15 protein-coding genes are annotated in these 19,830 nt (G+C 64.2%); 10 read left to right on the top strand and 5 right to left on the bottom strand.

The annotated features are described in order from the left end of the window. Positions 1 to 906, bottom strand: a complete 906-nt coding sequence (locus J4D28_RS13780; protein ID WP_009048377.1) for a LysR family transcriptional regulator — start codon at positions 904 to 906, stop codon at positions 1 to 3. Between the two features lie 131 nt (positions 907 to 1,037). Between J4D28_RS13780 and J4D28_RS13775 the strand changes: the two genes are divergently transcribed. Together J4D28_RS13775 and J4D28_RS13770 are read left to right on the top strand one after the other, a co-directional pair. Beyond that, complete coding sequence (locus J4D28_RS13775; RefSeq protein WP_103331065.1) at positions 1,038 to 2,684, top strand: GMC family oxidoreductase; 1,647 nt, start codon at positions 1,038 to 1,040, stop codon at positions 2,682 to 2,684. A 176-nt stretch (positions 2,685 to 2,860) separates the two neighbouring features. Then, entirely contained in the window at positions 2,861 to 4,483 is a 1,623-nt protein-coding gene (locus J4D28_RS13770) for an MFS transporter (protein ID WP_038631602.1), read from the top strand. Positions 4,484 to 4,614: 131 nt separating this feature from the next. Here the strand turns inward: J4D28_RS13770 and J4D28_RS13765 are convergent, their stop codons facing one another. Beyond that, a complete protein-coding gene (locus J4D28_RS13765) occupies positions 4,615 to 6,048 on the bottom strand; it encodes a serralysin family metalloprotease (RefSeq protein WP_016702821.1) in 1,434 nt (477 codons plus the stop codon). Positions 6,049 to 6,327: 279 nt separating this feature from the next. Here J4D28_RS13765 and J4D28_RS13760 point away from each other — a divergent pair, with 279 nt between their 5' ends. Next, positions 6,328 to 6,624, top strand: coding sequence for a hypothetical protein (locus tag J4D28_RS13760; RefSeq protein ID WP_016702822.1), 297 nt, complete (start codon positions 6,328 to 6,330; stop codon positions 6,622 to 6,624). A gap of 174 nt (positions 6,625 to 6,798) precedes the next feature. Here the strand turns inward: J4D28_RS13760 and J4D28_RS13755 are convergent, their stop codons facing one another. Further along, positions 6,799 to 9,159, bottom strand: coding sequence for a DNA polymerase II (locus J4D28_RS13755; protein ID WP_177477874.1), 2,361 nt, complete (start codon positions 9,157 to 9,159; stop codon positions 6,799 to 6,801). A gap of 569 nt (positions 9,160 to 9,728) precedes the next feature. Between J4D28_RS13755 and J4D28_RS13750 the strand changes: the two genes are divergently transcribed. Further along, positions 9,729 to 10,058, top strand: coding sequence for a hypothetical protein (locus tag J4D28_RS13750; RefSeq protein ID WP_009048371.1), 330 nt, complete (start codon positions 9,729 to 9,731; stop codon positions 10,056 to 10,058). A 147-nt stretch (positions 10,059 to 10,205) separates the two neighbouring features. Here the strand turns inward: J4D28_RS13750 and J4D28_RS13745 are convergent, their stop codons facing one another. Continuing rightward, positions 10,206 to 10,850, bottom strand: a complete 645-nt coding sequence (locus J4D28_RS13745; protein ID WP_016702824.1) for a hydrolase — start codon at positions 10,848 to 10,850, stop codon at positions 10,206 to 10,208. Between the two features lie 182 nt (positions 10,851 to 11,032). Between J4D28_RS13745 and J4D28_RS13740 the strand changes: the two genes are divergently transcribed. The 6 genes from J4D28_RS13740 to J4D28_RS13715 all read left to right on the top strand — a co-directional run bounded on the left by J4D28_RS13740 (position 11,033) and on the right by J4D28_RS13715 (position 18,839). Beyond that, the gene (locus J4D28_RS13740; RefSeq protein ID WP_009048369.1) at positions 11,033 to 11,935 is read left to right on the top strand and encodes a LysR family transcriptional regulator; all 903 of its coding nucleotides are present in this window, start codon (positions 11,033 to 11,035) and stop codon (positions 11,933 to 11,935) included. Between the two features lie 372 nt (positions 11,936 to 12,307). After that, positions 12,308 to 12,967 (top strand): isoprenylcysteine carboxylmethyltransferase family protein, encoded by a 660-nt coding sequence (locus tag J4D28_RS13735; protein WP_009048368.1) that lies wholly within the window; start codon positions 12,308 to 12,310, stop codon positions 12,965 to 12,967. Positions 12,968 to 13,441: 474 nt separating this feature from the next. Further along, positions 13,442 to 14,806: a glutamine synthetase family protein gene (locus J4D28_RS13730; protein WP_103331067.1), complete on the top strand. Its 1,365-nt coding sequence runs from the start codon at positions 13,442 to 13,444 to the stop codon at positions 14,804 to 14,806. A 58-nt stretch (positions 14,807 to 14,864) separates the two neighbouring features. Beyond that, on the top strand, positions 14,865 to 16,178 hold the full coding sequence (locus tag J4D28_RS13725) for an FAD-binding oxidoreductase (protein ID WP_016702826.1): 1,314 nt from the start codon (positions 14,865 to 14,867) through the stop codon (positions 16,176 to 16,178). Between the two features lie 287 nt (positions 16,179 to 16,465). Continuing rightward, a complete protein-coding gene (locus J4D28_RS13720; protein ID WP_103331068.1) occupies positions 16,466 to 16,858 on the top strand; it encodes a VOC family protein in 393 nt (130 codons plus the stop codon). 142 nt (positions 16,859 to 17,000) lie between these two features. Continuing rightward, on the top strand, positions 17,001 to 18,839 hold the full coding sequence (locus J4D28_RS13715) for an NAD(P)/FAD-dependent oxidoreductase (RefSeq protein WP_103331069.1): 1,839 nt from the start codon (positions 17,001 to 17,003) through the stop codon (positions 18,837 to 18,839). Between the two features lie 78 nt (positions 18,840 to 18,917). On the opposite strand, the gene J4D28_RS13710 is transcribed toward J4D28_RS13715, so the two are convergent. Further along, a complete protein-coding gene (locus J4D28_RS13710; RefSeq protein ID WP_009048363.1) occupies positions 18,918 to 19,820 on the bottom strand; it encodes a LysR family transcriptional regulator in 903 nt (300 codons plus the stop codon). Between the last annotated feature and the right edge of the window lie 10 nt (positions 19,821 to 19,830).

The following is a 19,830-nucleotide window of genomic DNA, read 5'->3' as shown; positions in this document are numbered from 1 at the left end:
CTAGCCGGTTTCCGGCGTCGACTCGGCGAGCAGCAAGCCCTGCTCGGCCGCGCACAGCTCGACCAGGTAATCCCACACCACCCGCAGGCGCACGGATTTGTGCAGGTCGCGCCGGGTGCTGATCCAGTAGGCGCGCTGGATACTCTCGCCGGGCAGCAAGGGCACCAGCTGCGGATCGCCGGCGGCCATGTAGCACGGCAGCACGGCAATGCCCAGGCCGGAGCGCGCGGCCTGTTGCTGGGCGATCACACTGGTGCTGTGGAACACCACCTGGGGGTTGCGGCAGAAACTGTTGAGGAACTTCAGTTCCTGGCTGAACAGCAGGTCGTCGACATAATCGATCCAGGCATGTCGCCCCAGGTCCTCGCGGCTGCGCAGCGGCGGCGCGCGGTCCAGGTACGCCTGGCTGGCGTACAGGGCCAGGCGGTAGTCGGTGAGCTTGCGAGTCACCAGCATGTCGGCGTTGGGCCGCTCCAGGTGGATGCTGATCTCCGCCTCGCGGTTGAGGATGCTGACAAAACGCGGCACTGCCACCAGCTCCACCTCCAGCCCCGGATAACGCTCGAACAGGCCGCGCAGACGGCTGGCGAGAAACATGATACCCAGGCCCTCGGTGACGCCCACCCGGATCTTGCCCAGGGGCGCGGTGGACTGGGTGATTTCCTCCTGGGCCAGCAAGGCCACGTTCTCCATGGCCTCGGCGTGCTTGAGCAAAGCCTCCCCGGCCGGTGTCAGTTCGTAGCCCTGGGCATGCTGGACAAACAGCGCGGTGCCCAGGCTTTTCTCGATCGCCTCGATATGCCGGGCCACCGTGGCGTGGGTGGTCTTCAGCCGCTGGGCCGCGGTCAGCAAGCGACCGCTGCGTTGCAGCTCGAGAAAAAACCGCAGGTCGTTCCAGTCGAACATGACTCTTCCTTGCAGATGCCGGGGGAAGCCACTGTTTAAAAACGCACAGCGGCTGAGCAAAAACTAACATTCTTTTAACGAAAGCTAACAACTAGGATGAGCCCAACAAGAACGATAAAGCGAGGTCATGGATGCTGCCTGCCTTCGATCCATACGACTACATAGTGGTCGGCGCCGGCCCCGCCGGTTGCCTGCTGGCCAATCGGCTGTCCGCCAACCCGGCCCACCGCGTCCTGCTGCTGGAAGCCGGTGGCCGCGACAACTACCCCTGGATTCACATTCCCGTCGGCTACCTGTTCTGCATCGGCAACCCGCGCACCGACTGGTGCTTCAAGACCGAAGCCGAACCCGGCCTGCAAGGCCGCAGCCTGAGCTACCCGCGCGGCAAGGTGCTGGGCGGCTGCTCGTCGATCAACGGCATGATCTACATGCGCGGCCAGGCCGGCGACTATCAGCGCTGGGCCGCCGACGGCAACCCCGGCTGGAACTGGCAGGACGTTCTGCCGCTGTTTCGCAAAAGCGAAAACCACTTTGCCGGCGACTCGCAGTTCCATGGCGCCGCCGGCGAATGGCGGGTCGAGCGCCAGCGTCTGTCATGGCCGATCCTCGATGCCTTCCGCAGCGCCGCCGAACAGAGCGGCATCGCCAGCGTCGACGACTTCAACGGCGGCGACAACGAAGGCTGCGGCTACTTCCAGGTCAACCAGAAAGCCGGGGTGCGCTGGAACGCCGCCAAGGCCTTCCTCAAGCCGATCCGCCAGCGGCCCAACCTCACCGTGCTGACCGGGGTCGAGGTCGATCGCGTGCTCCTGGAAAACGGCCGCGCGGCCGCGGTCAGCGCCCGTCACCAGGGCCAGCCGCAGACCTTCAAGGCCCGCCGCGAAATCATCCTCAGCGCCGGCGCCATTGGCTCGCCGAGCATCCTGCAACGTTCGGGAGTCGGCCCCGCCGCACTGCTGCAACGCTTAGGCATAGGCGTCGCCCACGAGCTGTCGGGGGTTGGCGGCAACCTGCAGGACCACCTGCAACTGCGGCTGATCTACAAGCTGGAAAATGCCCGCACCCTGAACCAGATCGCCGGCAGCCTGTGGGGCAAGCTGGGCATGGGCCTGCGCTACCTGTACGACCGCAGCGGCCCGCTGTCCATGGCGCCGAGCCAGCTGGGGGCCTTTGCCCGCTCCGGGCCGGAACAGACTTCGGCCAACCTCGAATACCACGTCCAGCCGCTGTCGCTGGAGCGTTTCGGCGAACCGCTGCACGCCTTCCCGGCCTTTACCGCGTCGGTCTGCGACCTGCGTCCGCAAAGCCGTGGCCGGGTGGAAATCCGTTCCGCCGACCCGCAGGCGGCGCCACTGATCCAGCCCAACTACCTGAGCCACCCGGAAGACCTGCGGGTCGCCGCCGACGCCATCCGCCTGACCCGGCGCATCGTCGCCGCGCCGGCCCTGCAAGCCTTCAAGCCCACGGAGTACTTGCCGGGGGCCGAGTTGCGCAGCGAAGAACAACTGCACGAAGCCGCTGCACGCATCGGCACCACCATCTTCCATCCGGTGGGCACCTGCCGCATGGGCCAGGGCACGGATGCGGTGGTCGATGCCGAGCTGCGGGTGCACGGCATCCCCGGCCTGCGCATCGCCGATGCCTCGATCATGCCGTACATCACCTCCGGCAATACCTGTTCGCCGACGCTGATGATCGCCGAGAAGGCCGCCGAGCTGATTCTCACTACCTCGACCAGGAGCCCTGCCGCCGAAAAACAAACCGTTACCCCCGCCTGATCGTTGAACCCTTGTAGGAGCGAGCTTGCTCGCGATGATGGCCGCAAGAGCGATGCAAGGTTCAAGGGCCTATCGCGAGCAAGCTTCGCTCCTACAGAGGCAGGCACAGAAGATAGCGACGCCACGCCGGCGCCGACAGTGGAACAACAAAAACAATCACTGTGAGGGATATCGATATGTCGGAACATGCTCAATCGCTGGACGCGGCCGCCGCCGCGCCCACCAGCCAGGAAAGCCAGAAAGTCATCTTCGCCTCGTCCCTGGGGACGGTCTTCGAGTGGTATGACTTTTTCCTCTACGGCGCCCTCGCGGCGGTCATCAGCAAGCAGTTCTTCGCCGGGGTCAACGACACCACCGCCTTTATCTTCGCCCTGATGGCGTTCGCCGCCGGGTTCGTGGTGCGGCCGTTCGGCGCCCTGGTGTTCGGTCGCCTGGGGGACATGATCGGGCGCAAGTACACCTTCCTCGCCACCATCATTCTCATGGGCCTGGCGACCTTCGCCGTGGGCCTGCTGCCGACCTACTCGAGCATCGGCATCGCCGCGCCGATCATCCTGGTCGCCCTGCGCATGCTCCAGGGCCTGGCCCTGGGCGGTGAATACGGTGGCGCCGCAACCTACGTCGCCGAGCACGCGCCCCAGGGCAAGCGCGGTTTCCACACCAGCTGGATCCAGTCCACCGCGACCCTCGGCCTGCTGCTATCGCTGCTGGTGGTGCTGGGCTGCCGCTACTTCACCGGCGACCAGTTCGAAGTCTGGGGCTGGCGCCTGCCGTTCCTGCTGTCGATCGTGCTGCTGGGCATTTCCACCTGGATTCGCCTGAGCCTGCACGAGTCGCCGGCCTTCCTGAAGATGAAAGAAGAAGGCAAGGCCAGCAAGGCGCCGATCCGCGAGTCCTTCGGTAAATGGGAAAACCTCAAGGTGGTGCTGATCGCCCTGTTCAGCATCAACGCCGGGCAAGCGGTGACCTTCTACGCCGCGCAGTTCTACGTGCTGTTCTTCCTCACCCAGTTCCTCAAGATGGACCCGGCCCTGGCCAACATGCTGCTGATCATCAGCGTGGTGATCGGCGCGCCGTTCTTCATCTTCTTCGGCTGGCTGTCGGACAAGGTCGGCCGCAAACCGGTGCTGATGGTCGGCCTGTTGCTGGCCACCGCGCTGTACTTCCCGATCTTCAAGTCCCTGGCCCACTACGCGAACCCGGCCATCGACCAGGCCAGCCGCCAGGCGCCGATCAGCGTGCTGGCCGACCCCGCCACCTGCACCTTCCAGTTCGACCCGGTGGGCAAGGCGCGTTTCGACAGCCCGTGCGACAAGGTCAAGACCTTCCTGGTCAAGCAGGGCCTGCCCTACACCAGCGTCGCCGCGCCGGCCGGCAGCCCGGTGCAGGTCAACGTCGGCGAGGTGCAGATCGACGGCTTCGACGAAGCCGCCCTGCGCGGTGCCGTGACCCTGGCCGGCTACCCGCAATCGGCCGACATCCAGAACGTCAACAAAACCATGGTCGTGGTGCTGATCGTCGCCCTGATCCTGATCGCCGCCATGTGCTACGGCCCGCTGGCGGCGCTGATGGTCGAGCTGTTCCCGACCCGCATCCGCTACACCTCCATGTCCCTGCCCTACCACATCGGCAACGGCTGGTTCGGCGGCTTCCTGCCCACCGTGTCCTTCGCCCTGGTGGTGTACACCGGCGATATCTTCTACGGCCTGTGGTACCCGGTGGTGATCACCGGGGTCAGCCTGCTCGTCGGCCTGACCTGCCTGCGGGAAACCCGCAACATCGATATCGACAAGAACTGAAAAGCCCCGGAAAACCCTCGCTGGCGATAGCGCCCCAAGGATGGTTGCAGGCCTTGGGGCCATCATCGTCAGCCAAGGGTAGCGGCCAAAAAAAACGGCGCGCCATGGCGCGCCGTTTTCGTTGCTATCGATCAGGCCACGATATCGGTGGTCGCCGCCTGGCCGATGGTGCCCACGGCGAAGTCCACCGCGCCAAGGCCAGTGAGGTCGACCAGCAGGCTGGTCTGGTCGGTCTCGGCGTAGTAGGTCAGGATCGCGTCGCCGGCGTGGCCGGTGAAGCCGCTGACGAAGTTCAGGGTCGCCTGCCCCGAGGCGAACTGCGCCAGGCCGCTGAGGTCGATCTTGTCCTGGCCGCTGGTGAAATCCATGATCCAGTCGGGCTCATCGAAGGTCGAATCGGATGCCGCGCCGAACACGAAGGTGTCCGCCCCTGCCCCGCCCCACAGCGTGTCGCGACCACCGCCGCCGTAGAGGATGTCGTTGCCGGCACCGCCTTCGAGGATGTTGGCCGCGGCGTTGCCGATCAGCAGGTCGTTGCCCGAGCCGCCAATGGCGTTTTCCAGGGTCACGCCATGGGCCACGGACACGTTGCCCACCAGGCCGCCGACGTCGGAGAACGAGCCCTCGTTGAGGTTGATCTTCTGGTTCTGGGTGAAGCCGGAGAAGTCCAGGGTGTCGTTGCCGCCGCCGTCCCACACCGAGAACACCAGCTTGGAGGCCGCCGAACTGGCGCTGTAGAAATCGCGCCCGGTGTTGGAGTTGAAGCCGTACACGGTATCGTCGGCGCGGGTCTCGTGGTTGGCGCCGTAGAGTTTCTGCACCGCGACAATGTCGTCCATCAGCGGCGCCGAGGCATAGGCGCCACCGCCGTCCTTACTGAAGTTCTGCCCGGTGTTGCTCTCGCTCCAGTAGCTCATCAGGCTGTAGCCGCGCGTGTCCTGGGCGTAGGTGGCATCGTTGTAGGTCGGGTTGCCGTTGCCGGCGTTGTAGGCGCCCGGATGGGACAGGCCCAGGCTGTGGCCGATTTCGTGGGTCAGGGTCTGGCGACCGTAGTTGCCGTTGCCCGGGGTTTCGTTGACCCGGTACTGATCGTTGATCAGGTACCAGGACTGGCCGTCATAGCTGCTGCCCGAAGGCAGGTAGGCGAAGGCCGCGCCACCGGTGCTGACGTTGTAGTTGCCGAAACTCAGGTGCCCGTCACCGCCGCTCGCGGCTTCGTTGAAGCTCACATTGGCCACGTCCGACCAGGATTGCAGGGCCAGGAACGCCTGGGCTTTCTGCAACGCGCTGAACTCGCTGAAGGTGCCCAGCTTGGGGTTGTAGTTGGCCGGTTCGCGGGTGAGGAAGCTATAGCTCAGCTCGATCTTGCCGTCGCCGTTCTGGTCGTGCCAGGACAGGTTCTTGCGCAGGATCTGGTCGGCGGCCTGGTCCGCGGTGTACGACGGCTTGCCATTCACCAGCTCCGAGCCGCCACGGTCATAGGCATGGCTGAAGGCAGTGATCAGTTGGTAGGCATCGCTGCCTGGAGCTGCCGAAAAACCGGCATTTTCTTTGGCTTTTGACATCATTTACATCCTTGTTCAACGCTGAAAATTTCCGATAGACCACGGCGACCTGTTAGCGAGATCGTCCTATCACTCGCCCTATTCAAGGCGGGGAAAAACTGACACAGAGATCGGCGCCTCGTCCACGATTTTTATTGTCCGACAATATGCCCAGACAACCTTTCATATCATTAAAATCGCCGCCAATCCCTTACCCAGGCACGCCATACGCTAAGCTTCAGCGCTAACGGAGCCCCCTGCCGCACCCGGGCTTCTGCCTGTTTCCTGAAGGAGTCCACGATGAAAAAAATCCTCCTTAGCTGCGCCCTGTCGCTGGTCGCCAGCGCCGCCCACGCCGAAGGTATCCCGCTGTTCAACGTCGACTGTCCGGGCAATATTCCAGTCAGCGCGGAGGAAGGGGGACCGGTGTTCATCAACGGCAAAGAGGCCCAGACCAAGACCGTCAACGAGCGTTTTTTCGAGGCCAAGGGCTCGGGCATCACGGTGGACATCAGCGTGGAAGATGACGACTCGGTGGTCGTGACCTACAGCGGCAAGCAAGGCGCCAGCGGCATTTGCACCTCGGTCGACGACTGAGCCCTTCCCTGTAGCCGCTGCCGAGCCCGCGAGGCTGCGATCGGCCGCGAAGCAGCCGTAATGGGGGACATCGCGGTTATCCAGACTCAACGCGTTCTCAGGTTTTGCGCCTGCTACGTCGGAATGCCGCCCAAGTCGTTCGCAGCCTCGGCAGCGGCTACGACGAGATGCCTCCTAGAACAACCCCATCTGCCCACCCACCAGGGTGCTGAAATCATCCTGCACGAACGGCAGGATGGCATCCGCCACCGGCTGCAATTGGCGGGTCACGTAGTGATCGTAATCGATGGCCGCGGTGCGGTTTTCCAGGGGTTCGGGACCGGCCAGGGTGATCACGTAGCTGATCCAGCCGCCGTTCTGATAGCGCTGGGGCCGGCCGTGCTGCTGGTTGTATTCGTCGGCCAGGCGCGCGGCGCGTACATGGGGTGGCACGTTGCGTTCGTAGTCGTCCAGCTGGCGGCGCAGGCGCTTGCGGTACACCAGTTGCTCGTCCAGCTCGCCGGCCAGGGTGCGCCGCACGTAGTCGCGCACATAATCCTGGTACGGCTGGCGATGGAAGATCCGCTGGTACAGCTCCTGCTGGAACTGCTGGGCCAGCGGCGACCAGTCGGTGCGCACCGCTTCCAGGCCCTTGTAGACCATCTCCTGGGTGCCGTCGGCGCGAGTCACCAGGCCGGCGTAGCGCTTCTTGCTGCCCTCCTCCGCGCCACGAATGGTCGGCATCAGGAAGCGGCTGAAGTGGGTTTCGAACTGCAGTTCCAGGGCGCTTTCCAGGCCGTATTCATCGCGCAGGTGATCGCGCCACCACTGGTTGACGTGCTGCACCAGCGCGCGGCCGATGCGCGCGGCATCCGCCTCGGCGTGGGCGCTGCCGAGCCAGACGAAGGTCGAGTCGGTGTCGCCGTAGATCACCTTGTGGCCCTGCGCTTCGATGAGCTGGCGGGTGCGGCGCATGATTTCGTGGCCGCGCATGGTGATCGACGAGGCCAGGCGCGGATCGAAGAATCGGCAGCCACTGGAACCGAGCACGCCATAGAAGGCGTTCATGATGATCTTCAGCGCCTGGGACAGCGGCGCGTTGTGTTCGCGCTTGGCCACCTCGCGGCTCTCGGCGACCCGGGCGACGATCGACGGCAGGCAATGCCGGCTGCGGGAAAACCGCGCGCCGCGAAAGCCCGGCACCGACTCGTCGTCCGCCGGGTGGCGCAAGCCTTCCACCAGCCCCACCGGGTCGATCAGGAAGCTGCGGATGATCGACGGGTACAGGCTCTTGTAGTCCAGCACCAGCACCGACTCGTACAGACCCGGCCGCGAGTCCATGACAAAACCGCCGGGGCTGGCCTCCGGCGGCTTCTCGCCGAGGTTCGGCGCGACGAAGCCCTGGCGGTGCATCAGTGGCATGTACAGGTGGGTGAAGGCCGCCACCGAACCGCCGCTGCGGTCGGCCGGCAGGCCGGTGACCGTGGCCCGCTCGAGAAGAAAGGTGAGCAGCTCGGTCTTGGCGAAAATCCGCGTCACCAGCTCGCAGTCCTTGAGGTTGTAGCGCGCCAGGGCGGGCTTGTCCTCGGCGAACATACGGTTGATTTCGTCCATGCGCTGGTAAGGGTTGTCGATCGACTTGCCTTCGCCGAGCAGGGTCTGGGCGACGTTTTCCAGGCTGAAGGACGGGAAGCTCCAGGTCGCCGAGCGCAGGGCTTCGATGCCATCGATGATCAGGCGCCCGGCGGCCGCGGCGAAATAATGGGTACGGCTGCCGTGTTCGCGCCACTGCATCTCCTCGCCACCACGCCCCAGGCGCAAGGGCACCGCCAGGCGGCGCGCGTGTTCGTGCAGCACCCGCAGATCGAACTGCACCAGGTTCCAGCCGATGATCGCGTCCGGGTCGTGCCGCGCCAGCCACTGGTTGAGCCGCTCGAGCAACTGCTCGCGACTGGCGCAGAACTCCAGGTCGAAGTCCACCGCGCTGTCGTCCTCGCGAGCACGGCCGAGCATGTACACCTGGCGCTGGCCACAGCCTTCCAGGGCGATGGAATACAGCTCGCTGGTCTCGCTGGTCTCGATATCCAGCGACACCAGCTTCAACGACGGTCGGTAGTCCGGCGCCGGCTTCATCTGCGCCTCCAGCAGCATCCCGCCCTCGCCCGGAGTACCGCCGAACCACACCGGCGCGGTGATGAAGCGCTCCATCAGGTAGCGCTCGGGCGGCCGCACATCGGCCTCGAACACCTCGACGCCGGCGCGGCGCAAGGTCTTTTCAAGGCGGATCAATTGATTGTGCTGCGGGCAGTACAGGCCCAGCACCGGGCGGTGCTGGAAGTCGCACAGGCCCAGGGGGCGCAATTCGACATCGCGATCGTCGGCCAGCAGGCGCCGGGCCTGTTCCTGCTGTTCGGCGGGAATGAAGGCCACGGAGGTCTGCACCGGCAAGCGGATCTGGCGCGGCCCGGCATCGGTCGCCAACCAGAACTCGACTTCCGTGCCTGCCGGCGTGTCACGCCAGTGCCGGGTCAGGACGAAGCCCTGCTGTAAATCCACCACTGCAACCTCAAGAACCTGTTTCAAGGCCTTGATTCTACCTGCCTTCGGTCGCGATAGCCCGTTCCGGGCATGGGCCGAAAGGTTTTGTCGGACAATATGTAGTGCTTGAAAATTTTCACTACAAAACCGTTGACGAGGCGAATTTGCCCTTGCATGATGCAGGCGTCTCCCCGATCGGGAGACTTGGCAAAGGTGTTATGAGCAAGCTCGTCTGACCGCCGAGCTGTTAACCCGGATGTGTACTGCCCACAAGGCAGATTGATGAAACTGACCTGGCATGAACGTCCAGTACAAAGGGCGGGAAGCTGGCGAAAACTCCTCAAGATGCTTGTGGCCGAAACTGAAAACTTCGGCAGCTTGATCCAGGTTTACGCTGCTTCTCTTCGTTGTGACGCTATTGCGTAGCAGTTAATCAAGACGACTACACGCATCAGGCTCTGGGCCTTATCTGTATCCGACAGACACCCTCTGTCGCCCTGTTTCCGGTATCAGGGTTCAACTTACCGATGTAGCGATATCAATTAGCGACTCAACTAGATAGATCGAAATGGTCAAGGGGCTTACAAATGAATCTGAACAATCAACCTACTATTGATGAACTGGCTCGTATGTTCGCGGCACAGAAAGACAAACATGACAGCCACATCCTGTGGATTGCCAAGTCTGGCCAGGTCCATATCGACTGCCTGTCGCCCCACGCCCATGAAGAAGAGTTCGACAAGAACAACCAGGACCTGCTGGCCCGCCTGAAAATGTACCGCCGTGGCCAGGGCTACGTCGGCAAGAAGGCCGCCGCCGACAGGGACTTCATCGGACGGGTACTCGATACCCTGAAGAATGAATGGCAATCGCTGCAGAACAAGTCGGAAGTTCGGGTGATTGACCGGTTCTGCTAAGTGCAACTTGTCGTTGTCGCTGATCAACCGTTGATTCATTAAACAAGAAGGGACGCTCCAATAAGAGCGTCCCTTTTTTATTGCAACTTGCCGGTTATTTGGATGACGCGGTGCTTCTGCTAAACCGCGTTATCGTTGGTCGCTGGCTTACTTGACCTGACGCTGCGGCGCCTTGTGCACCATGGTGTAGGCATAGTCCACGCCCATGCCGTAGGCGCCGCTATGCTCACGCACCAGGTCCATCACCGCGTCGTAGGTTTCCTTGTGCGCCCAGTCGCGCTGGAATTCGAGCAGCACTTGCTGCCAGGTCACCGGCACCGCGCCGGCCTGGATCATGCGCTGCACCGACATGTCATGGGCTTCCTGGGTAGTGCCACCGGAAGCGTCGGTGACGATGTACACCTCATAACCTTCGGCCAGGGCTTCCAGGGCCGGGAAGTTCAGGCAGACCTCGGTCCACAGCGCGGCCATGATCAGCTTCTTGCGCCCGGTGGCCTTGACCGCTTCCACCAGCTTCTTGTCTTCCCAGGAGTTCATCGAGGTGCGCTCGATCGGCTGGTGGTCCGGGAACACGCTGAGCAGTTCCGGCCAGATGTAGCCGCTGAAGCTCTCGGTTTCCACCGAGGTGAAGATGGTCGGCACGTTGAAGATCTTCGCCGCCTTGGCCAGGCCCACGGTGTTGTTCTTCAGGGTCTGGCGGTCGATCGACTGCACACCGAAGGACATCTGTGGCTGGTGGTCGATCAGGATCAGGGCGGAGTTGCTTGGGTTGAGCAGTTCACGGATAGACATGGCGCGTTCCTTTTGATGTCGATAGCTAAGTGGGTTAAAGCGTTGAGTTGCAAAATTCGGGGGCTCGGCGCGGATTCCGTTGTGGAGGCTTTGCTGCCGGCTTGGTGGCTAATTTAGGGGCTAGATTAAAAAGGGACAATTCCCTAAAATCGAGAATCATTGATTCCAAAATAGGGACAGTCATGGATCGCATCGAATGCATGCGCGCGTTTGTCATCACGGTCGATGCCAACGGCTTCGCCGCTGCGGCCCGGGCCATGGACGTGCCGCGCTCGAAAGTCAGCAAACAGATCCAGGCGTTGGAGGAAGCCATCGGCGTGCAGTTGCTGCACCGCACCACCCGCAGCCTGCACCTGACCGAAGCCGGCGCCGAGTACTACGAGTCGGCGCGGGAAGTCCTGGCCGCCGTGGACGAGGCCGAACAGCGGGCGCGGGACGGCATCGGCGAATTGCGCGGGGTGCTGCGGGTCAACGCGCCGATGTCCTTTGGCTTGCGCCGCCTCGGGCCGCTGGTGCCGCTATTCCATGAGCAGCACCCGAACATCGAGTTGCAGCTGGTGCTCAGCGACCAGCAGGTGGACCCGGTACGCGGCGGTTTCGACGTGACCATCCGCATCGCCAGCCTGGCCGACTCGTCGATGGTCGCCAAGCTGCTGGCCCCGGCGCCGCGGATCATGGTGGCCTCGCCGGACTACCTGAAGCGCGCCGGCATCCCGCAGACGCCCCGCGACCTGACCGCCCACCAGTGCCTGAACTATGGCTACCTGCAAAGCGGAGTCAGCCTGCAATTGAGCAACGGCAAAGACACCCAGCGCGTCCACGTCACCGGCCCGCTGCACGCCAACAACGGCGACCTGCTGGCCCAGGCCGCCGAGGCCGGCATGGGCATCGCCCTGCTGCCCGACTTCATCGTCGCCGACGCCCTGGCCGCCGGCCGCCTGGTGCCGGTGCTGTGCGAATGGCAGGCGCCGCCGATCAGCATCCACGCGGTGTACCCGTCGGCCCGGCGCGTGCCGCAAAAGACCCGGGCCTTTATCGAATTCCTGGTCGCCCAGTTGGCGGAGAAACCGCCTGTGCATCCGTAGGTGATCCAGGCGAGATGGGGTGTCAGATACACCGCCTCGCGGGCAAGCCTCGCTCCTACAGAAGCCGGGAACACCATGGCGTCCCTGTAGCCGCTGCCGAGCCCGCGAGGCTGCGATCGGCAACGCAGGGGCCGCAAAACCGGGCACCGCGTTCCTACAGGCAAACCGCATGCGCAGGTTTTGCGAGGACTTCGTCCTCGAGCGCAGCCTCGCGCTGCTCGGCAGCGGCTACAGACATGCGTGAACACCTCCTCTTCTGTAGGAGCCAGGCTTGCCGGCGATGCAGGCGACGCGGTGCCGCGGGCGACCTGGGCTGTCTCGGCGATGGACCTACACTGAATGCATACACCTCGGCATTCGTGAGGGGCCATCATGCGTAACTCTCCCAGACTCGCGGCGCTCAGCCTGGTCGCCAGCCTCGTCTACCTTGGCCTGGCCATCCTCGGCATGGGCGGGCTGGTGGCGTTCTTCTCCCACCCGGCGTTGTGGGTCATCGCCCTGTCCTTGCTGGCGATGGCCGGCGTGGCCCAGTTCAGCGAAGGCAACCTGAGCCCCGGCAAACAGGAAGACCGGGAAAACCGCTGGGTCCTCGCCGCCTTCGGCATCCTCGGGCTGTTGCTGGCCTTTCTTCCCGCCTACACCGACCGCCTGAATTTCTGGACCTTTGGCGGCACCGACACGCGCTGGTTCGGCGTGGTGTTCTTTATCGCCGGTGGCATCTTGCGGCTGTGGCCGGTGTTCGTGCTGGGCAATCGCTTCAGCGGCCTGGTGGCGATCCAGCCCGGCCATCAGCTGGTGACCACCGGCATCTACGGCACCCTGCGTAATCCGAGTTACCTGGGGTTGCTGATCAATTGCGTGGGCTGGGCCCTGGCCTTCCGCTCCGGGGTCGGCCTGCTGCTGACAGCCTTGATGCTGATCCCGCTGATCGCCCGCATCCACGCCGAAGAAGCCTTGCTGCGCAAAGAGTTCGGCAAGCAATACGACACTTACTGCGCCTACACCTGGCGCCTGGTGCCCTGGATCTACTGAGGACTTTTTCCGTTACGTTGCCGGGGGCGGTGTTAAATATTTTGTGACGCGCCCCTTGGCAGCGAGGACCAGTCCCGGTAAAACGGTGAGCCTCACTTGCACGAAATGTCCGTGAATTCTTGACGAGATCCGCCGACCGATGAACGCCTTGTGTTGCCGCCCGCCCTGCCAGACATGCGCTGCTGCCCCGTGCAGCCGCCTCGGCATTGGCATGGCGACAACGCAACGCACCCGCGGCGATCTCCACGGCACCCCCGGGGACCCGCGATGAAACTGCTGGTCAATCTGCCCATGGCCCTGTGCCGCTCCCGCCTGCGTCATTCCTCGCGCCCTCCGGATCTCTCGCTTTCGCTCTGAACGCGCGCCTTTGCGCGTCGAGCCCTGCCGCCTTGCTATCTGCCATTGCAACCGGGCCATGCCGGCGCCGCTGCATGAACCGAACCTGCGCGCCGTCATGGCGCAAGCGAGAGAACCATGAAATTTGCAGCCCTTGATGAGGCCCGTAGCTTCCTGGCCGCCAACCCCGATATCGACATGATCGAGCTGTTCATCCTCGACGCCAACGGCGTGCCGCGCGGCAAGCTGCTGCACCGCGAAGAACTGCTGGCGGTCTATGAAAGCGGCCGCCCGCTGCCCAGCACCATCCTCGGCCTGACCCTGCAGGGCGACGACGTGGAAAACTCCGGTCTGGTCTGGGACGTCGGCGATATCGACTGCCGCGCCTACCCGCTGGCCGGCAGCCTGGTGCGCCTGCCGTGGCGACAGATCCCCACCGCCGCGGTGCAGGTCAGCATGCACCCGCAGGAAGGCCTGCCGGCCAGCATCGCCGACCCGCGCCACCTGTTGATCAAGGTCATCGACCAGCTCAAGGCCGAGGGATATCACCCGGTGATGGCCTGCGAGCTGGAGTTCTACCTGCTGGATACCAAGCGCGACAGCAACGGCCGCCCGCAACCGGCGCTGGACGCCGACGGCGGCCGGCCACGGCACACCCAGGTCTATGGCCTGCGCGAGCTGGAGCAGATCGAACCCTTCCTCGCCGACCTCTACGCCGCCTGCAAGCTGCAAGGCATTCCGGCGCGCACGGCGATTTCCGAATACGCCCCGGGCCAGGTGGAAATCACCCTGGAGCACGGTGATGCCCTGGAGGCCATGGACCAGGCGGTGCGCTACAAGCGCCTGGTCAAGGCCGTGGCCCACCAGCACGGGATGCAGGCGACCTTCATGGCCAAGCCCTTCGATGACCTGGCGGGCACCGGCATGCACATGCACGTGAGCCTCGCCGACGCCGCGGGCCACAACCTGTTCGCCGCCGAAGACCCGGCCGGCACCCCGCTGCTGCGCCAGGCGGTGGGTGGCATGCTCGCGTCGCTGCTCGACTCGCTGCTGCTGTTCTGCCCCAACGCCAATTCCTATCGCCGCTTCCAGGCCAACAGCTACGCGCCGCTGGCACCGACCTGGGGCGTCGACAACCGCACGGTGAGCCTGCGAGTGCCGGGCGGCCCGGCCAACAGCCGGCATATCGAGCACCGCATCTGCGGCGCCGACGCCAACCCCTACCTGGCGGCCGCGGCGATCCTCGCCGGGATCCATCGCGGCCTGCGCGAACAACTCGATCCGGGCGACCCGGTGCAAGGCAACGGCTATGCCCAGGCCAGCGAACTGCTGCCCACCGACTGGCTGACCTCGCTGACCGCCCTGGAGAACTCCAGCTGGGCCCGCAATGCCCTGGGCAGCGAATTCCTCGGGGTCTACCTGGCGGTCAAGCGCGCCGAATACCGCCAGTTCATGGCCGAAGTCGGCGAGCAGGACTGGCGCTGGTACCTGACCCAGGCGTGACGCGCTGGCCGGCGTCATAGCGCCGGCCCGGCCCCTTCCCAGCATTCGAGAACGACCCATGACAGCCGCATTCAACCCGGTAACACCGGCAGCCGAACGCTGCCCTTCCTACTACAGCGCCACCCTGAATGACGAAACCGCCTACCCGCCCCTGCAAGGCCAGGTGAGCGTCGACGTGGTGATCATCGGCGGCGGTTTCACTGGCGTCGCCAGCGCCGTGGAACTGGCGGAAAAAGGCCTGAAAGTGGCCCTGGTCGAAAGCCACAAGATCGGCTGGGGCGCTACCGGGCGCAACGGCGGCCAGGTCACCGGCAGCCTGTCCGGCGACGAGGCCATGCGCAAGCAGATGCGCCGCACCCTGGGCGACGAGGTCGACGATTTCATCTGGCAACTGCGCTGGCGCGGGCACCGGATCATCCGCCAGCGCGTGGACAAATACGCCATCGCCTGCGACCTCAAGCACGGCCACCTGCATGCCGCCTACAAGCCCAGCCACCTCGCCGGCCTGCGTGCCGACTATGAAGAAGCGGTGCGCCGCGGCATGGGCGACGAGGTCAGCCTGCTGGACCAGCAACAGCTGCGCGAGGTGCTGGACAGCCCGCTGTACCACGGTGCGATCAAGAACACCCGCAACCTGCACCTGCATCCGCTGAACCTGTGCATCGGCGAAGCCCGCGCCGCCGAGAGCCTCGGCGCGCTGATCTTCGAGCACAGCGAAGTGCTGCAGATCGTCCACGGCGAGCGCCCGGCGGTGATCACCGCCCAGGGCCGCATCGACGCCAGACAGGTGCTGCTGGCCGGCGACGTGTACCACAAGCTGGAGCCGAAACAACTCAAGGGCAAGATCTTCCCGGCCATGGGCGGCATCGTCACCACCGCGCCCCTGGGCGACCTGGCCAAGCGCCTCAACCCCCAGGACCTGGCGGTCTACGATTGCCGCTTCGTGCTCGACTATTACCGCATGACCGCCGACGGCCGCCTGTTGTTCGGCGGCGGCGCCAACTACAGCGGCAAGGACTCGCGGGACATCGCCGGCGAACTGCGCCCGTGCATCGAACGCACCTTCCCGGCGCTCAAGGGCGTGGCCATCGACTTCCAGTGGAGCTGCGCCATGGGCATCGTGATCAACCGCATCCCGCAACTGGGCAAGCTCTCGGACAACGTCTGGTATTGCCAGGGCTACTCCGGCCACGGCATCGCCACCAGCCACATCATGGGCGAGATCATGGCCCAGGCCATCACCGGGCACTTGGGCGACTACGACACCTTCGCCGCCTGCCAGCACATCCGCGTGCCCTTCGGCGACCAGCTGGGCAACCCGATGCTGGCGGCGGGCATGTGGTACTACCAGATGCTTGAACGGTTGCGCTAAGGCCCCGTACTCCTCGCTTCTGTAGGAGCGAAGCTTGCTCGCGATAGCGCCCTCACGACCGCCATCGCCAGCAAGCCTTTCGCCGCGACACCTGCCTGGTAGCGATCTGTAACCATTGAAAATCATCGTCCCTGGAATCGGGTAGTACGCTTGCGCAGCACCCTGAATGCTCAGTGCCCAAACCGACCGGGCACTCCTACTCATGCGCACGCCCAAGCGGGTGCCAGGGCGACACATAAACCGGCCTTCGTGGCCCTCCAGTTTCAATGAACAAGGATCGCTCAAGCATGAAATTCGCCTACACCATTTTCTATGTCCCGGATGTCAGCGCCTCGCTGGCGTTCTTCAATCGCGCCTTCGGCCTGCCCACCCGTTTTCTCCATGAGTCCGGCACCTACGGCGAACTGGAAACCGGCGCCACCGCCCTCGCCTTCGCCGCCCATGAACTGGGCGCAATGAACTTCAACGGCGGCCACGTCGAGGCCCACAGCTCGGCCAGGCCGCTGGGCATGGAAATCGGCCTGGTCTGCGCAGACGTGCACGCCGCCCATCAAAAGGCGCTGGATGCCGGCGCCAGCGAACTCAGCGCGCCCAGCGAAAAACCCTGGGGGCAGACCGTGTCCTATGTGCGTTGCCCCGACGGCCTGCTGGTGGAGTTGTGCACGGCGGTGCAATCCTAGTTCCTTCGGCTCGTGCGGGCACAAAACCCGCGCGAACCTATACAACCCGGGAATCTGCTCTAGGCTGAAGCCTCGGCGACTATGGATATAGAGCCATCGAGCAAGTGGAAACACATGGAAATGACTTTCAAGGAGAAACCCCATGTCTGCGATTCCTTCAAGAACCAACCGCTCTCCCCTGCGCATGAACAAGGATGTCACTGCGCTGATTCCGGACTTCCCCTTTCACTACGCCAACTATTTGCAGAGCGCGACTAATCGAAAGCTTCCCCCCTGCCAGGTAGACCCGGAGAACTATGGGCAGAAAGTGTTGATCGTCGGCGCTGGCGTCTCCGGTCTGGTCGCCGCCTATGAAGCCATGCGCATGGGCCTGCACCCGGTGGTGGTCGAGGCCTCCGAGCGCATCGGCGGGCGGCTCTACTCCAAGGTCCAGGGCGACCCCGAAAACCCGGGCAGCCAGGTGCTCTGTGAACTGGGCGCCATGCGTTTCCCGGTGTCGGGCAAGGCGCTGTTCCACTACTTCCGCAAAGTCGGCATGACCGAAAACTCGGCGGACTTTCCCAACCCGGGGACTGCCGCCGCCGTCAGCACGGTGGTCGATTACCGCGGGGAGAAGGTCTATTACGAAGTGGACGGCAACCCGGCCTTTCCAAAGCCACAGGAATACGTCGAGCTGGAAGACCAGTTCTTCGATGACTTCCTGGAAAACTACCACTTCAAAGATCTGGAAAAGGCCATGACCGAGGGCTCCATCGATCAACAGAAGATCAAGCAGCTCTGGAATGCCATCGTCAAACCTCAGTCGGGAACCAGCGGCGACGACGTCAGCTTCTACGCCGCGCTCCTGGAAAACTCCGGCTGGAGCAAGGCCGATATCGACCTGTTCGGCCAGATCGGCTTCGGCACCGGCGGCTGGAACACCGACTACCCCAACAGCATCCTCGAGTTGCTGCGCGTGCTGTACACCGGCCTGGATGCCGACCACCAACTGATGTTCGACGGCTCCTCGAGCCTGCCGCAACGACTCTGGTCCAAGGCGCCGAAAGAACTGGGTGACGTGATGCTGCACTGGGGCGAGGACACCACGGTCGAAGCGCTGTCGCGCGAGGTATTCGCCGACCCGTTCCACAAGGAGGTGCGACACATCGAACGCCAGCCGGACGGTTCCTTCCGCGTCGCCATCACCGACACCCGCACCCGGAAGACCCAGCAGTGCCACTTCCCCAGCGTCATCTACACCCCGCATGTGCGGATCCTCGACAAACTGCGCTACTCGGGGAACCCGCAAAGCCTTCCCGCCATGAACAGCCTGCTGCCCATCGATACCTGGGAAGCCATCATGTACACCCACTACATGCAGTCGGCGAAGATTTTCGCCGCCACCCAGCGCCCGTTCTGGAACGACCCGGTGGTGGGCGACGAGCAACGCAAGATGAGCATCACCCTCTCCGACCGCCTGACCCGCGGCACTTACCTGGTCGACTACTCGGCCAGCAAGGGCGACTACAAAGGCAGCGGGATCTTCCTGTCCTACACCTGGAACGACGATGCGCTGAAATTCCTCGGCGACCGCCCCGCGCCGTTACCGCAGCATGTCGAGCTGTGCACCAACCTGCTGGACAACGTCTACCCGGGGATCAACCTCAACGAGCAATACAGCACCGTCAATGCGTTCGTGGAGCACAACTGGGAGGATCAGCCGCTGTACCTGGGCGCCTTCAAGATGAACCTGCCGGGGCAGTACGAATATCAGCGGCGGATCTTTTCCCAGTTCATGAGCGGCATCGACACCGGCAATCCCGACCGCTTCATCCTGGCGGGCGATGACGTGTCCTGGACGGCCGGCTGGGCCGAAGGCGCGGTCACCACCGCGATCAATGCGCTGAACAAGCTGGCGGTGTGTTTTGGCGGCGGCAGCCAGCCGGCCAACCCGGGGCCGGTGGAATCCTGGGAGCAGTTGAAACCGGTCGAGTTGAGCTGACCGGTAAATAGCGTCACTCCAGACCCCGTCGCTGCCAGACTGGCACGGCGGGGTCTATGTTTCACGACCTGGCGCTGCTTAGCGCCCCCATTTCTCCAAGGCAAACTCAACGAAACTGCGCAGCTTGGGCAGGCGGTAACGGTCCTGGGCGTAGAGCAGGTGCATCGCCCGCCGGGGCAATTGATAGTCCTGCAGCACGGGCACCAGCCGCCCCTGTTGCAGGTCTTCTTCCACCAGGGCATCGGGCATCATCACCACCCCCAGGCCACCCCGCGCCGCGCGATGCAGGCCGGACGAGGTGTTGGTCAACAACGAGCCGGACACTGGAATCAGCACGTCGCCCTCGGGCCCGCGCAACGGCCATTGGGTGGCGGTGGAGCTCCACTCGTCACCGGCCGGATAGGCGAACGCCAGGCAGTTGTGGTGCTGCAGGTCCTCCGGGACTCGTGGCGTGCCGCAGCGCTGTAGATAGTCCGGCGCCGCGCAGATGGTCAGGGTGTAGTCCTCCAGGGGCCGGGCGATCAGCGACGAGGTGTCCAGGTTGCCCAGGCGAAAAGCCACGTCGAAGGCACCGTCGATCAAGTCGAAGCGCTGGTTGGCCAGCGTCAGCTCCACCTTGACCTGCGGGCAGCGCAGCTGGAATTCGCTCAGGGCCGGCGCCAGGCGCTCGGTGCCGAAGGTCAGCGGCGCGGTGATGCGCAGGGTGCCCGACGGCTCGCCCTGGACCTGTTCCGCCATGCGCTCGGAGTCCGCCACCAACCCCAGCACCGCCAGGCAACGCTGGTAATACTCGGCGCCGAACTCAGTCAGGCGCTGGCGCCTGGTGGTGCGGCTGAGCAGGCTGACCCCGAGGCGCTGCTCCAGGGCCCGCAGGTGATTGCCGACCATGGTGGTGGACAGGCCGCACTCGCGGGCGGCGGCAGTCATGTTCCCCGCCTCCACCACCTTCACGTACACCGTCATCGCCTGGAACAGATCCATTATCAACCCT

It is taken from the genome of Pseudomonas sp. GW531-T4 (genome assembly GCF_017349615.1).
GTDB classification, from domain to species: Bacteria; Pseudomonadota; Gammaproteobacteria; order Pseudomonadales; family Pseudomonadaceae; genus Aquipseudomonas; species Aquipseudomonas chlororaphis_I.
Note: the sequence above shows the minus strand (reverse complement) of the source record. Positions and strands in the feature narration are given on the sequence as shown.